Genomic DNA, 13,873 nt, shown 5'->3' on the forward strand with positions numbered 1-13,873 from the left:
CGGGCCGGTCCTGTTTCGAGCGGCTGGTGACCGAACGCGCTGGGTCCTGAAATCCTGTTGGCCTTGGACTCGGAACCCGCCGAACCGTCAACCCCTTGCACGGCAGCCGGGGTGTTAACACAGGGTTTCGGCGCTGGCGAGGCCCGGTTCACGAACCGTTCATCGGTGTGCTCCGGGCGCCGATTCCGCCGCGTTTTCCGCGGGATGGCCGGGCCGCGCGCCCCGGCGTCACACCATCGCCATGCCGCCGTTGACGTGCAGCGTCTGGCCGGTGACGTAGGCCGCTTCCGCCGAGGCGAGGTAGACCACGGCGGCGGCCACCTCCGCGCCCTCGCCGAGGCGCCCGGCCGGCACCCGGCCGAGGATGCCCTCGCGCTGCTTCTCGTTGAGCACGTCGGTCATCGGCGAGGCGATGAAGCCGGGGCTGACGCAGTTCACGGTGACGTTGCGCGAGGCGACCTCCGCCGCCAGCGCCTTGGTCAGCCCGACGAGCCCGGCCTTGGCCGCCGCGTAGTTGCCCTGGCCGGGGTTGCCGGTGGTGCCGACCACCGAGCCGATGTTGACGATGCGCCCGGCCCGCCGCCGCATCATCCCCCGCACCGCCGCCCGCGACAGGCGGAACGCGGCGGTGAGGTTGACGGCGATGACCTGGTCCCACTCCTCGTCCTTCATCCGCACGAAGATGTTGTCCCGGGTGATGCCGGCGTTGTTGACGAGGATGTCGAGACCGCCGAGCGCGGCCTCCGCCGCCGGCACCAGCGCCTCGACGGCGGCCGTGTCGGACAGGTTCGTCGGCAGCACGTGCGTGCGCTCGCCGAGCTCGCCCGCCAGCGCCTCCAGCGCCTCGGCGCGGGTGCCCGACAGCGCCACCGCCGCCCCCTGCGCATGCAGCGCCCGCGCGATGGCGCCGCCGAGCCCGCCGGTGGCACCGGTGACGAGGGCTTTCTTGCCGGTGAGATCGAACATGGGGATCACCTCATCTGTGGGTGTCGAAGTCTTGGTATCGGCTCCGCGCGTTTCCCGCCCCCTCTGCGGGGGAGGGTGGCCCCTGCGTCAGCGGGGGGCGGGGGAGGGGAGCGCCGTATCCGGAGGCGTCGCTCCCCGCATCCGACCCGCTTCGCGGGCCACCTTCTCCCGCAGAGGGGAGAAGGAAGGCGCCCGCGGGCCTCGATCACGCCACGGAGAACGCGGCGACGTCGTCCGGCGTGCCGACTGGCACCGCCGCGGCACCGGCCGCGATGCGCTTGACGAGGCCCGACAGAACCTTGCCGGAGCCGATCTCGGAGAACGCGTCGACGCCCGCCGCCGCCATGGCCGCGATGCTCTCGCGCCAGCGCACGGTTCCGGTCACCTGCGCCACGAGGTTTCGGCGAATCGCATCCGGATCCGAGACCGGCGCCGCGAGCACGTTGGCGTAGAGCGGCACGGCCGGCGGGTTGAGCATGACCGCGTCGAGCGCCGCCCGCATCGCCTCGGCGGCGGGCTGCATCAGGCGGCAGTGGAACGGCGCCGAGACGTTGAGCATCACCGCGCGCTTGATCCCGCGCGCCTGCGCGAGCGCCACGGCGCGCTCGACCGCGGCCCGGTCGCCCGAGAGAACGACCTGGCCGGCGCCGTTGTCGTTGGCGACGTCGCAGACCGCGCCCTCGGCCGCCTCCGCCGCGATCGCCGCGGCGGTCTCGACCTCGGCGCCGATCAGCGCCGCCATGGCGCCGTCGCCGGGGGCGACCGCCGCCTGCATCGCCTCGCCGCGGATGCGCAGCAGCCGCGCGGTGTCGGCGATCGTGAGGCTGCCGGCGGCGGCGAGGGCGGAATATTCCCCGAGCGAATGCCCGGCGACGAAGGCGACGTCGCGCGCGAGATCGAGCCCGCGCTCGGCCTCCAGCACCCGCAGCACCGCGAGGCTCGCGGCCATCAGCGCCGGCTGCGCGTTGGCGGTCAGCGTCAGCGCGTCGAGCGGGCCCTCGAACATCACGCGGGAGAGCGGTTGGCCCAGAGCGTCGTCGACCTCGGCGAACACGGCGCGCGCCTGCGGGAAGGCCTCGGCCAGCGCCTTGCCCATGCCGACGGCTTGGCTGCCCTGGCCCGGAAAGATGAGTGCCCGCACGGTCGCTCCGTCGCCTAACCCATTGTCGGAAAGGGCGGCGCAGTCGCACCACCCGCCGCGGGTGTCAACAATGCAGCGCACAAACGGGGCCTGCGCCCCGGGTCGTCGCGGCTCGGCGATTCGTGCCGTCGGCGGCACGGTCTCGCGGGGATGCACGACGCAATAAACCGCTGTGCTTGTTGCCAAACCGCAACCGGTGTATGAGCCGGCACCGCCCGACATCCCCGTATCCGCTGGAAGGAGCCGCCGCGCATGGCTCGCGTCACCGTCGAAGATTGCATCGAGAAGGTCGAGAACCGGTTCGAGCTGGTCCTGCTCGCGAGCCACCGCGCGCGTCTCCTCGCCGCCGGCGCGCCGCTCACCGTGGACCGCGACCGCGACAAGAACCCGGTCGTGGCGCTCCGCGAGATCGGCGACGAGACCATCACCGCCGACGACCTCAAGGAACAGCTGATCCACTCGATGCAGAAGTACGTCGAGGTCGACGAGCCGGAGGCCGAGGCCGTGCCGTTGCTGTCGAGCTCGCCTACCGCCGCCGCCGTCTCGCCGACCGCCGCGAGCGACGATTCCGCGCCGCAGTTCGACCGCATGAGCGAGGAGGACCTGCTCCGCGGCCTCGAGAACCTGGCGCCGCCGGTCGAGACCGACGACGAGGGCGAGTAGCCTTCGGCGTCGTCGCCGGACTTCGGACTTTCACGGGCCCGGCGGAGACGCCGGGCCTTTTGCTTGCGCGCCGCCTCGGCTTTCTCGGGCTGCGACGCATTCGGGGCTGGCGCGCGGCCGCGGCTTGCGTGAGACTTGCGCCTCCTCGCGATCGGAAAGGGTCTCCCGGCGGATGATGCGCCAGTACGAACTCGTCGAGCGGGTGAAGCGCTACAACCCCGCGACGAACGAGGCGCTGCTCAACCGTGCCTACGTCTACGCCATGCGCGCGCACGGCACGCAGAAGCGGGCGTCCGGCGACCCGTTCTTCGCCCATCCCCTCGAGGTCGCCGCGATCCTCACGGACTTGCGCCTCGACGACGCGACCATCGTCGCGGCGGTGCTGCACGACACCGTCGAGGATACGGCGGCGACGCTCGACGAGATCCGCGAGCTGTTCAGCCCCGAGATCGGCGCGCTGGTCGACGGCCTGACCAAGCTCAAGCGCCTCGACCTCGTCTCGAAGCGCGCGGCGCAGGGCGAGAACTTCCGCAAGCTGCTGCTCGCCGTGGCGGCGGACGTGCGCGTGCTGCTGGTCAAGCTCGCCGACCGCCTGCACAACATGCGCACGCTCCAGCACATGCGCGCGGACAAGCGCGAGCGGATCGCGCAGGAGACGCTGGACATCTACGCGCCGCTGGCCGGCCGCATGGGCATGCAGGAGCTGCGCGAGGAGCTGGAGGACCTGTCCTTCCGCAACCTCAAGCCGGAGATCTACGCCACCGTCACGCGGCGGCTCTCCGACCTCACCGCGAAGACCGAGAGCCTGGTCGACACCATCGAGCGCGACCTCACCGCAAAACTCTCCGCCCGCGGGATCGAGGCCGCCGTCACTGGCCGCCAGAAGCGGCCGTTCTCGATCTGGTCGAAGATGGAGCGCAAATCCGTCGCCTTCGAGCAGCTCTCGGACGTGTTCGGTTTCCGCGTCGTCGTCGAGACGCTGGACGATTGCTACGCGGCGCTCGGCGTCGTCCACACCACCTGGCCGATGGTGCCGGGGCGCTACAAGGACTACATCTCGACACCGAAGCAGAACGACTACCGCTCGATCCACACTACGGTGATCGGCCCGAAGAGCCAGCGCGTCGAGCTGCAGATCCGCACCCGGGCGATGGACGACATCGCCGAGTACGGCATCGCCGCGCACGCGCATTACAAGGAGGCCGGCAAGCTGCCGGCCGGCCGCGAGCCGGAGGGCGGCGTCGCCCCGCGGCTGGCGGCCGAGAGCGGCGCCTACCAGTGGCTGCGCCGCACGATCGAGCTGCTGGCCGAGGGCGACAGCCCCGAGGAGTTCCTCGAGCACACCAAGCTCGAGCTGTTCCAGGACCAGGTGTTCTGCTTCACGCCGAAGGGCCGGCTCATCGCCCTCCCGCGCGGCGCCACGCCGATCGACTTCGCCTACGCGGTGCACACCGACGTCGGCAACTCGGCGGTCGGCGCCAAGATCAACGGCCGGATGGCGCCGCTGCTGCACGAGCTCGCCAACGGCGACGAGGTCGAGATCTCGCGCTCGGACGGCGCCGCGCCGCCGGCCGCCTGGGAATCGCTCGTCGTCACCGGCAAGGCCCGCGCCGCGATCCGGCGCGCGACCCGCTCGGCGGTGCGTCGGCAATATGCCGGCCTCGGGCGCCAGATCCTCGACCGGGCGTTCGAGCGCGCGGGCAAGAGCTTCACCGACGACAAGCTGCGCGGCGCGCTCCCGCGCCTCGCCCGCGCCTCGGCCGAGGACGTGTTCGCGGCGGTGGGGCGCGGCGAGATGTTCTCGGGCGACGTCGTGCGCGGCGTCTACCCAGACTACAAGGACGAGCGGAAATCGGGCCCGGCCGGGGTGCCGCAACCGGTAGTCAACGGCGCCGGCCGCTTGATCCGGTCGAAGGACCAGACCATGCGCCTGACCTTCCCGGGCGGCGGCGCGGCGGACGGAACCGACGCGATCCCGATCCGCGGCCTCGCCGGCGACCTGCCCGTGAGCTTCGCCCCGGACGGCGGCGCGGTGCCCGGCGACCGCATCGTCGGCATCCTGACGCCCGGCGTCGGCGTGACGATCTACCCGATCCAGTCGGCGGCCCTGGCCGCGTTCGACAACGAGCCCGAGCGCTGGCTCGACGTGCGCTGGGACATCGAGGCGGACGCCACCGAGCGCTTCCCCGCGCGGCTCGCCACGCAATCGATCAACGAGCCCGGCGTGCTGGCGCAGATCGCACAGGTGATCGCCGACCACGACGGCAACATCGACAACCTCTCGATGAAGCGCCGCACCCAGGACTTCACCGACATCGTGATCGACCTCTCGGTCTGGGACCTGCAGCATCTGAACGCGATCATCGCGGAGCTGCGCGGCAAGCGGACGGTGAGCCGGGTCGACCGGGTGAACGGGTAGGGCGCCTCGGCGCGAGGACGTGGACGACGACTCGCGGCTTGCCACACCAGCTCGCCGCACCCTGGAGGCCATGCCCGCGGTGCCCGTGCTCTTGGTCGAACGATGCTTCACGCCGGGCCCGGTCGACGCCATCGCGGAGCGCTTTTCCCGGTCCGGGCGGGTGAGCCCGGACTTGTGGCGATGCCGCTCTCGGATCGCGTGGCCGCAGCACGAACCCGATCGCGCCGCCTGAAGCACGCTCGGGACGATGGATCCAGTCCCGACCGGATCATCCCTGAAGAATGCACCGTTCAGTTTCGCAAGATCGCCGGAATGGCGCTCGCGGTGATCGGCGCGAAGCGGCAAAGCTCATCGGCGAGATCGGCACCCCGGCGCTCGACCCGATGCTCGAAACCGTTCTGTCGCGCCTTTCCATCCTTCGGGGAGCCGGCCTTCTGGACGCGGTCCTCGACCCGGCATCGATCGGCATCCACCCGATCGACTATCGTTCGCGAAATGAGCGCCCTCGACACGCCTCCGAAATTGGTAGAGGATCGTATTCGCTCGACGATGTATTATATCGTCCGATTCGCATGCAATCACCCGAGGAGGCGCCCATGCTACGCAGCCTGTGTGCGGTCGCGCTGCTGTCGATCCCGGCGACCGCCGACGCCATCGAGCCGTCGGAGGTGTACGGCACCTGGAAGCTTGTCAGCAGCGTGACGCGCTTCATCGATTCCGGCGAGGAGCGCAACACCCTCGGGTCGAAGCCGGTCGGTTACATCACCTACTCGCCCGACGGGCGCATGATGACGGTTGCCGTGAGCAACGAGCGGCCGAATGTCGAGAAGGCGACCAATCTGACCGATGCCGATCGCGCGAAACTGTTCCGGACGATGTGGGCCTATGCGGGAACGTTCACCTTGAACGGCAACGCCATCACCCACCACGTCGATGCATCGTGGAACGAATTCTGGAGCGGCCAAGACTTCATACGGGATATCGTGGCTCGGGATGGTCGGCTGATCTACACGACGAAGCCGCAGATGTCGGTCCAGGAGGGGAAGATGGAGGTGCTCACGATCGTCTGGGAGAAGGTCAGATAGTTTTCTTGCTGCGTACTCGACACGCTGCTCGGCGAGGCATGGCGCATGTCGAAGGATCGAGAGCGACCCCTCTGCGACTCAGCCTGCATTGGTGCCGCTCGTTGCCCGAAGACGTTTCGGATACGGTCGAGAATGGCATGCGCCACGTACTTCGCCGTATCGCATGATCCATCATATTATTTGGATGTTTCGATTGCGAGGTCGATTGTTGTTCGAGGAAATATTGCAGATACGGACAGTTGTTTGATCGGCCGTAGATACGTATATAGACGTGTCTGACCGCCATATTTCATAAGAGGGTTTGGCGATAATCTACGTCCGTTAAAAAAATCATGCACCTCAGCGAGGAGGACGTCCAATGTTGAAGAAGACAGTGGTATCCGCTGCCGTTGCAACGATGATCGCCGGGACGGTGGCTGCTCGCGCCATGCCGATGAACGGCACGTTCTGGGTTCACTACGACAAGCAGAGTCCGCAACCGACGGGTCCTGACCGCGTGCAGATCGACGAGAGCGGTTCGGGCGTCAACAGGAGCCCGGGTCAGCCGCTCGACAACGCGCAGGTCACGCTCGAGGACAGCGTGACGCTCGTGAAAGGTCAGGGGCCGGTGAAGGGTAGGATTACCCTGACGACGCCGGACGGTTCGGTGACCAGTACGCTGCAAGGGAAGGTGACGACCGATCCGCAGGGGCGCCTCATGGCCGTCGGAAGCTCGAAGGTCGTCGAGGCGACGGGCCCGTTCGTGGGCATGAAGGGGAACGGGAATTTCACGACCACCTTCTCCTCGCCGACGGATCAGGTCACCCAATGGCAGGGGAACTTCAAGCCGCCCGCCGGCATGGCGTCCAACCGCTGACGTCGGCGACGCCGGCCCGTCCGCTGCCCCGCGGGCGGGTTTTTCGGGTTCCGAATGCGAGCCGGGACACGAACGCCTTCCTCTTCCCCTTCCGCTTGCCTCCACCTGCTCCCGCTGCCACAAGCGCAGCGGCCGCCATCACCCCGCGAGGAGCCGTGCGCATGAGTCCGGATGAGGTTCTCGCGGAGTTCCGCGATGCGGGCGCGCTGCTCGAAGGCCACTTCATCCTGAGCTCCGGCCTGCGCTCGGCGGTCTTCCTGCAGAAGATGGCGATTTTCTCCGAGCCGCCGCGCACCGAGCGCCTGTGCAGGGCGCTCGCCGCCGTGATCACGGCGCGCTTCGGCCCAATCGACATCGTCGTTTCGCCGGCGATCGGCGGCATCGTGCCCGGCTACGAGACCGCGCGGCACCTCGGGGCGCGCGCGATCTTCGTCGAGCGCGATCCCGGCGGCCCGTTCACCCTGCGGCGCGGCTTCAGCATCCCGGCCGGCCAGCGCGCGGTGATCGTCGAGGACATCGTCACGACCGGGCTGTCCGCGCGCGAATGCCTCGCCTCGCTGCGGGGCGAGCCCGGCGAGATCGTCGGCGCCGCCTGCCTGATCGACCGCTCGGGCGGCCGCGGCGAGATCGGCCTGCCGCTGCTCTCGCTCGTCACACTCGACATCCCGGCCTATCCCCCCGACGCGCTGCCGCCCGAGCTGGCCGCATTGCCTCCGGTAAAGCCGGGCAGCCGTGTCATGTCGCAGGCCTGAGCGCTGGCCGACGGGCTCACGCGCGTTTGATCGTCCCGGCAGCAGATGTTTCGCTGTTGTTGCGGGGCGAATGAGAAAAAGATCGACGAGGTTGTGTCGACCGATCGTCGAAAGGACGTTTTCCGTCGAAGGTTGACACATTCCATCGTGCGCTTCACACATGCCGTACGGTCACTATTGCGCACCGTCGCCGGCGATTTTTGGAACAAGCAGCGTCCACTGTCCTCCGTTGGGCCGACTTTGCACCCGTAACCTTGATGCGTGTCGTCCACCTGCTTTTCCGCGGGCGGTACGTGCCATGATTGTTTTGGTTATATTTTAGAAATGGATCGTGCCATGAGTGCACTACAGCGCAGCGCCCTGTTCATCGACGGCGCCAACCTCTACGCGACGACGAAGGCCCTCGGCTTCGACATCGACTACAAGCGGCTTCTGAAAGAATTCCAGTCCCGCGACAACATGATTCGGGCGTTCTACTACACCGCGATGATCGAGGATCAGGAGTATTCCTCGATCCGTCCGCTGATCGACTGGCTCGACTACAACGGCTACCGCGTCGTCACCAAGCCCGCCAAGGAGTTCACCGACTCGCTCGGCCGCCGCAAGGTCAAGGGCAACATGGACATCGAGCTTGCGATCGATGCGCTCGAGCTGAGCCAGTACATCGACCACATGGTGCTGTTCTCCGGCGATGGCGATTTCCGCTCGCTGGTCGAGGCGATGCAGCGCCGCGGCGTGAAGGTCACGGTGGTCTCCACCATCCAGACCCAGCCGGCGATGATCTCCGACGACCTGCGCCGCCAGGCCGACGAGTTCGTCGACCTCGTGCAGCTGATCGGCAAGGTCGGGCGAGACCCCGGCGAGCGGCAGGCTCGCCCGGCCGGCGACCGGACGCGCGACTATGCCGAGCGGCCCGCCCGCGCCAACCCGGGCCTGGAAAGCCGCTACGGCATCCGTCAGGGCGCGAACGGAGCGCCGGACGCCCCCGCCGAGGATTAGGCCTTCGCGGTTCCCTCCCCATCGAGCCAGGCCAGGATGTCGGCCGCGCTGCGATCGGGTGGGAACACCGGGTAGAACACCTTCGTCACGACGCCGTCGTCGACGACGAGGCTGAGCCTGCACAGCAGGATGGTACCGGCCGCCTCGAAGGTCGGCAGCCGCACCGCCATCGCGAAGGCGCGCGAGGCGTCCGACAGCAGCGTGAACGGCAGCTGCAGGCGCGTCGCCGCCTCGCGCTGGTAGGCGCCCGTCTGCGTCGAGAGCCCGTGCACCTGCGCGACGCCGCGGGCCTTCAGGTCGTCATGGAGATCGCGGAAGCCGCACGCTTGCGGCGTGCAGCCGCGTGCACCGGGAATCGCGTCCCAGTCCGCCACCAGGTTCGGCTGTCCCGGCGCGCCGGTTCGCGGATAGGCGAAGACCACCGTCCGCCCGGCGAGCTTCGCCAGCGAGACGCGGGTGCCGTCGGTCGCCGCGAGCGACACGTCCGGCAGCCTCATCCCGGTCAGGTGCGCCGCCGCACCGTCGTCGATCGGGGTGGGAAGGTCGGCGGGCAGGGCGAGGTTCGGGTCCATGGCGCGGCTCCGGTTCGAGCAGGCGATTCAACGAGATGGGGCATCGCGCACGCCACCTCTCGTTCCAGCCTCGAAATCTGCTTTCTTGAACGAACATCCGCGCGTCGCTTCCCTCCCCCCTCTGCGGGGGAGAGTGGCCCGCGAAGCGGGTCGGGAGAGGGGTGCGACGCTGCCGGATACGGCGCACCCCTCTCCCGACCCTCGCTCACGCGAGGCCCACCCTCCCCCGCAATGGGGGGAGGGAAGGCGCAATCGGACTCTCGCAACCCGGGCCGGGCATCGTCGCGCCGACCCGCGCGGCCGTCCGGGAGCTACCCCCGGTCGCGCATGATCCGGGCGCGGTCGCGCTGCCAGTCGCGCTCCTTGGCGGCCTCGCGCTTGTCGTGGGCCTGCTTACCCTTGCCGAGACCGAGCTCGACCTTCGCGCGGCCCTTCTCGTTGAAGTAGATCTTCAGCGGCACCACCGTGTAGCCCTGGCGCTGCGTCGCGCCGATCCACTTGTCGATCTGGCGGCGGTGCATCAGCAGGCGCCGCGGGCGCTTGGTCTCGTGGTTGAAGCGGCTCGCCTGGACGTATTCCGGGATGTAGGCGTTGAACAGCATCAGGTCGCCGCCCGACGGGCCGGCATAGGCCTCGCCGATGGTCGCGCGCCCGCTGCGCAGCGATTTCACCTCGGTTCCGGTCAGCGAGATGCCGGCCTCCAGGGTGTCCTCGATCGCGTAGTGGAAGCGCGCGGCGCGGTTGTCGGCGACGATGCGGCGGTTCGGTTCGGGTTTGGGAGCCATCGGTCTCTTCGGTGCCTGGCGTCAGCCGGCCAGGAGGCCGGCATGGCGCAGGGCGGCGTCGACGATCGCCTTGGTCGCGTCCGAGACCGGCACGAGCGGCAGGCGCACGTCGGCGCTCATGTGGCCGAGGCGTTCCAGGGCGTACTTCACCGGCGACGGGTTGGATTCGGCGAACAGCCCGACCTGGAGCGGCAGCAGCCGGTCCTGCAGCTGCAGCGCCTTGGCGAAGTCGCCCGACAGCGTCGCCTCCTGGAGGTCGGCGCAGAGCCGCGGCGCCACGTTCGACACCACCGAGATGCAGCCGTGGCCGCCATGGGCGTTGTAGCCGAGCGCGGTCGCATCTTCGCCCGAAAGCTGGATGAAACCCTCGCCCATGGCCTGCCGCTGGAGGCTGACGCGATCGATCTTGGCGGTCGCGTCCTTCACCCCGGCGATGTTCTTGAGCTCGAACAGGCGCGCCATCGTCTCGACGCTCATGTCGACGACGGAGCGCGGAGGGATGTTGTAGATGATGATCGGAATGCCGACCGCGTCGTTGACGGCCTTGAAGTGGGCGTAGAGCCCGCTCTGCGTCGGCTTGTTGTAGTACGGCGTGACCACGAGCACCGCGTCGGCGCCCGCCTTCTCGGCGTGCTGCGCCCGCTCGACCGCCTCGGCCGTGGAGTTCGACCCGGCGCCGGCGATCACCGGCACGCGGCCGCCGGCCTCGTCGATGCAGGCCTCGACCACGCGGTCGTGCTCGCTGTGCGTCAGTGTCGGGCTCTCGCCGGTGGTGCCGGTCGGCACCAGGCCGTGGCTGCCCTGCTCGATCTGCCAGGCCACGAACTTTCGGAACGCCGCCTCGTCGAAGGCGCCGTCGCGGAACGGCGTCACCAGGGCGGTCATGGAGCCCCGAAGGCGGCGCGCAGTGGTCTCGGTCATCTCGGGCGTCCCAGCCGGTCTCGTTGCCCGCTCCGGCCTGGGCCGGTGGTCCGGCGCCGCGCTGCGGGCGGCGCAGACATAGGGCTTCCGCCACCCCCGCGCAAACCCTTCGCGCACGCGGTTAATGCGTTCTTAACGCTCGGCGTCGAGGCTGTCCTTTGCCGGCATCCGTCGAAACCGGATCGCAGAGAGTGACCGCATCCATGGCGTCCCTCACACGCTCGCAGATCGTTGCCCTCGGCCTCGCGCTGACCGCGGGCGTGGCGCTGGCCGCGCCGGCGGTCGACCTGCCGCGGGTCCAGGCCCCGCCCGCCTCGCAGCCGACGCCGCCGGCGAGCGACGCCACGGCGCCGGCCAGCCAGGTCGAGGGCTCCAGGACCGCGATCGATCCGGTCGCCGCCGACGCGCTCAAGCTCGATCTGAAGGCCGCCGGCGATGCCGGGGCCGCCAAGCCGCTTCCGCCCGGGCAGGCGCTCCCGGCGGGCTCCGCCGCCTACGCCTCGGCCGACCCGGACGCGCCCGTCGCCTTCCCGCTGCCCGACGCCGCCGTGACGCCGGCCGCCCCCGTGCCGGAGGTGCCGGGCCTCGGCCCGATCGCCCGCGTCGGCGACACCGACGTCGCCCAGCTGCGCCAGGCGATCGACTTCTACCGCAAGGGCAAGGTCGCCGACGGCGACCGCCTGCGCGACGGCTTCTCCGATCCGGCGGCGCGGGCGCTGCTCGAATGGGTCGCGATCCGCGCCGGCGCCGGCATCGGCTTCGAGCGCACCGTCGCCTTCACCCGCGCCAACCCGGACTGGCCGGCGGGCCCGCTGCTCCGCCGCCGCGCCGAGGAGGCGTTGCTCACCGAGCGCAGGAATCCGGCGACGGTGCGCGCCTATTTCGGTGCGACCCGGCCGGCGAGCGCGCCGGGCAAGTTCGCCCTGGCGCTGGCGTTCAAGGCGGACGGGCTCGATGCGGACGCCGCCGACCTCGTCCGCGACCTGTGGCGCTCCGAGACCTTCGGCCGCTCGCTCGAGGCCAGGGTCGCCGACGCCTTCCCGGGCGTGCTCACCCGCATCGATCACCGCTACCGCATGGAGCGTGCGCTCCTGAAGGAAGACTGGGAGGCGGCCGGCCGGGCCGCGACCTATGCCGGCGGCGCGTATGCCAGCCTGGTGCGGGCGCGCCGCGCCGTCGAGGACAAGAGCTCCGGGGCCGCGTCCGCGCTTGCGGCGGTGCCGCCGTCGCTGCGCAGCGACAGCTCCTACATCCTGTCGCGGGCGCAGTTCCTGCGCCGGGCCGACAAGCCGGCCGAGGCGGCGGCCGTGCTGGCGACCGCGCCGAGCAATCCGGACGTGCTCGTCGACGGCGACGAATGGTGGGTCGAGCGCCGCATCGTCGCGCGCAAACTGATCGACCTCGGCGACGCCAGGACCGCCTACGCGGTGGCGAGCGCCAACCCGGCCCGCACGGTCGAGAAGCGGATCGAGGCCGAGTTCCACGCCGGCTGGATCGCGCTCCGCTTCGGCAGCGACCCGGAGGCCGCGTCCCGCCACTTCGCGCTCGCCGCCGGCATCGCCGAGACGCCGATCTCGATCGCCCGCGCCGCCTACTGGCAGGGCCGGGCGGCCGAAGCCCTCGGGCAGGCCGATGCGGCCAAGGGGTTCTACGAGACCGCGGCGCTGCAGCCGATCGCCTATTACGGGCAGCTCGCCCGGGCCAAGCTCGGCCAGACCAGCCTCGCGCTGCGCGCGCCCGCCGACCTCGACGGCCCGGCGCGCGCCGCCTTCGACGACCGGCTCTGCATCCGTGCCCTGCGCCTGCTCGGGGCCGCCTCGCTGAAGGAGCTGGCGCTTCCGCTCTACATCGACACCGCGCAGCGCCTCACCGATGCGCGCGAGGTGCAGGCCCTCGGCGACCTCGCCGTCGAGATGAAGGACGCCCGCGCCCTCGTCGCCGTCGGCAAGCTCGCGGTGCAGCGCGGCCTGCCCCTCGACGCGCACGCCTACCCCACCATCGGCATCCCGGCCTACGAGGCGTTCGGCTCGGTGCCGCTGGTCGAGAAGGCGATGGTCTTCGCGATCGCGCGCCAGGAAAGCCAGTTCGACCCGCGGGCGCAGTCCGGCGTCGGCGCGCGCGGCCTGATGCAGATGATGCCGGCCACCGCCCAGCGCACCGCGCGACGCGTCTCGGCCGCCTACGACCCGGACCGGCTCGGCACCGACGCGATCTACAGCGCGCGCCTCGGCCAGGCCCATCTCGGCGAGCTGATGGAGGATTGGCGCGGCTCCTACATCCTCGCCTTCGCCTCCTACAACGCCGGCGGCGGCAACGTGAAGAAGTGGATCGACGCCTACGGCGATCCGCGCAAGGGCGAGGTCGACGCGATCGACTGGGTCGAGCGCATCCCGTTCACCGAGACCCGCAACTACGTCCAGCGGGTGATGGAGAACCTGCAGGTCTACCGCACCCGCCTCGACGGCAAGAGCGCGCTGCTGATCGACGGGGACCTTCATCGCGGAGCGCGGTGAGGGGGTCGCGGGCGGCCGACGTGCCCGAACGGCGAAGCACGGTTCGACGACCCGACCGCGACCGTCCTGAAACCCGACCCGTCAGTCCGGGGCCGCGCAGCCGAGCCCGGAACCCAGAACCGCCAGCGAAGCTGTCCGAATCGACCGTCGCCGCCCTTTCGGGTCGGCTCGGCGGTTCGGGATTCCGAGCTCGCCTTCGGT

Annotated in this window: 12 protein-coding genes; 7 read left to right on the top strand and 5 right to left on the bottom strand. The window is 70.1% G+C overall.

Features of this window, described 5'->3' with window-relative positions; all coding sequences use genetic code 11:
- Positions 1-228 precede the first annotated feature (228 nt).
- Together fabG and fabD are read right to left on the bottom strand one after the other, a co-directional pair.
- On the bottom strand, positions 229-966 hold the full coding sequence (gene fabG, locus MKK60_RS05710) for a 3-oxoacyl-[acyl-carrier-protein] reductase (RefSeq protein ID WP_243984254.1): 738 nt from the start codon (positions 964-966) through the stop codon (positions 229-231).
- Between the two features lie 205 nt (positions 967-1,171).
- The gene (gene fabD, locus MKK60_RS05715) at positions 1,172-2,107 is read right to left on the bottom strand and encodes an ACP S-malonyltransferase (RefSeq protein ID WP_313901113.1); all 936 of its coding nucleotides are present in this window, start codon (positions 2,105-2,107) and stop codon (positions 1,172-1,174) included.
- A 252-nt stretch (positions 2,108-2,359) separates the two neighbouring features.
- On the opposite strand from fabD, the gene rpoZ reads away from it, so the two are divergent.
- From rpoZ to MKK60_RS05745, 6 genes are all read left to right on the top strand, one after another.
- A complete protein-coding gene (gene rpoZ / locus MKK60_RS05720; RefSeq protein WP_147727742.1) occupies positions 2,360-2,770 on the top strand; it encodes a DNA-directed RNA polymerase subunit omega in 411 nt (136 codons plus the stop codon).
- Positions 2,771-2,942: 172 nt separating this feature from the next.
- Positions 2,943-5,189, top strand: a complete 2,247-nt coding sequence (locus MKK60_RS05725; RefSeq protein ID WP_147727741.1) for a RelA/SpoT family protein — start codon at positions 2,943-2,945, stop codon at positions 5,187-5,189.
- A 281-nt stretch (positions 5,190-5,470) separates the two neighbouring features.
- The gene (locus MKK60_RS05730; RefSeq protein ID WP_243984256.1) at positions 5,471-6,274 is read left to right on the top strand and encodes a lipocalin-like domain-containing protein; all 804 of its coding nucleotides are present in this window, start codon (positions 5,471-5,473) and stop codon (positions 6,272-6,274) included.
- A 358-nt stretch (positions 6,275-6,632) separates the two neighbouring features.
- The gene (locus MKK60_RS05735) at positions 6,633-7,130 is read left to right on the top strand and encodes a hypothetical protein (RefSeq protein WP_243984258.1); all 498 of its coding nucleotides are present in this window, start codon (positions 6,633-6,635) and stop codon (positions 7,128-7,130) included.
- A gap of 161 nt (positions 7,131-7,291) precedes the next feature.
- Entirely contained in the window at positions 7,292-7,882 is a 591-nt protein-coding gene (pyrE, locus tag MKK60_RS05740; protein ID WP_243933954.1) for an orotate phosphoribosyltransferase, read from the top strand.
- A gap of 336 nt (positions 7,883-8,218) precedes the next feature.
- Entirely contained in the window at positions 8,219-8,881 is a 663-nt protein-coding gene (locus tag MKK60_RS05745) for an NYN domain-containing protein (protein ID WP_243933007.1), read from the top strand.
- Here MKK60_RS05745 and MKK60_RS05750 read toward each other — a convergent pair.
- The 3 genes from MKK60_RS05750 to dapA form a co-directional block, all read right to left on the bottom strand.
- Positions 8,878-9,453 carry a peroxiredoxin gene (locus MKK60_RS05750; protein ID WP_243984260.1) on the bottom strand — a complete coding sequence of 192 codons (576 nt, stop codon included), beginning with the start codon at positions 9,451-9,453 and terminating at the stop codon, positions 8,878-8,880. The two genes, MKK60_RS05745 and MKK60_RS05750, sit on opposite strands and share 4 nt — an antisense overlap.
- Before the next feature lie 311 nt (positions 9,454-9,764).
- Positions 9,765-10,238, bottom strand: a complete 474-nt coding sequence (smpB, locus tag MKK60_RS05755; protein ID WP_147727737.1) for an SsrA-binding protein SmpB — start codon at positions 10,236-10,238, stop codon at positions 9,765-9,767.
- A 21-nt stretch (positions 10,239-10,259) separates the two neighbouring features.
- The gene (gene dapA, locus MKK60_RS05760; protein ID WP_147843636.1) at positions 10,260-11,159 is read right to left on the bottom strand and encodes a 4-hydroxy-tetrahydrodipicolinate synthase; all 900 of its coding nucleotides are present in this window, start codon (positions 11,157-11,159) and stop codon (positions 10,260-10,262) included.
- A 203-nt stretch (positions 11,160-11,362) separates the two neighbouring features.
- Here dapA and MKK60_RS05765 point away from each other — a divergent pair, with 203 nt between their 5' ends.
- The gene (locus tag MKK60_RS05765) at positions 11,363-13,672 is read left to right on the top strand and encodes a lytic transglycosylase domain-containing protein (protein ID WP_243984262.1); all 2,310 of its coding nucleotides are present in this window, start codon (positions 11,363-11,365) and stop codon (positions 13,670-13,672) included.
- Positions 13,673-13,873 lie beyond the last annotated feature (201 nt).

This window comes from Methylobacterium sp. J-092, assembly GCF_022829325.1.
In the GTDB taxonomy this organism is placed as follows: domain Bacteria; phylum Pseudomonadota; class Alphaproteobacteria; order Rhizobiales; family Beijerinckiaceae; genus Methylobacterium.

Coding starts and splice junctions, on each gene's coding strand:
- fabG (WP_243984254.1), bottom strand. CDS start 966: ATGTTCGATCTCACCGGCAAGAAAGCCCTCGTCACCGGTGCCACCGGC.
- MKK60_RS05750 (WP_243984260.1), bottom strand. CDS start 9,453: ATGGACCCGAACCTCGCCCTGCCCGCCGACCTTCCCACCCCGATCGAC.
- MKK60_RS05745 (WP_243933007.1), top strand. CDS start 8,219: ATGAGTGCACTACAGCGCAGCGCCCTGTTCATCGACGGCGCCAACCTC.
- MKK60_RS05725 (WP_147727741.1), top strand. CDS start 2,943: ATGATGCGCCAGTACGAACTCGTCGAGCGGGTGAAGCGCTACAACCCC.
- smpB (WP_147727737.1), bottom strand. CDS start 10,238: ATGGCTCCCAAACCCGAACCGAACCGCCGCATCGTCGCCGACAACCGC.
- rpoZ (WP_147727742.1), top strand. CDS start 2,360: ATGGCTCGCGTCACCGTCGAAGATTGCATCGAGAAGGTCGAGAACCGG.
- MKK60_RS05765 (WP_243984262.1), top strand. CDS start 11,363: ATGGCGTCCCTCACACGCTCGCAGATCGTTGCCCTCGGCCTCGCGCTG.
- pyrE (WP_243933954.1), top strand. CDS start 7,292: ATGAGTCCGGATGAGGTTCTCGCGGAGTTCCGCGATGCGGGCGCGCTG.
- MKK60_RS05735 (WP_243984258.1), top strand. CDS start 6,633: ATGTTGAAGAAGACAGTGGTATCCGCTGCCGTTGCAACGATGATCGCC.
- MKK60_RS05730 (WP_243984256.1), top strand. CDS start 5,471: ATGCACCGTTCAGTTTCGCAAGATCGCCGGAATGGCGCTCGCGGTGAT.
- dapA (WP_147843636.1), bottom strand. CDS start 11,159: ATGACCGAGACCACTGCGCGCCGCCTTCGGGGCTCCATGACCGCCCTG.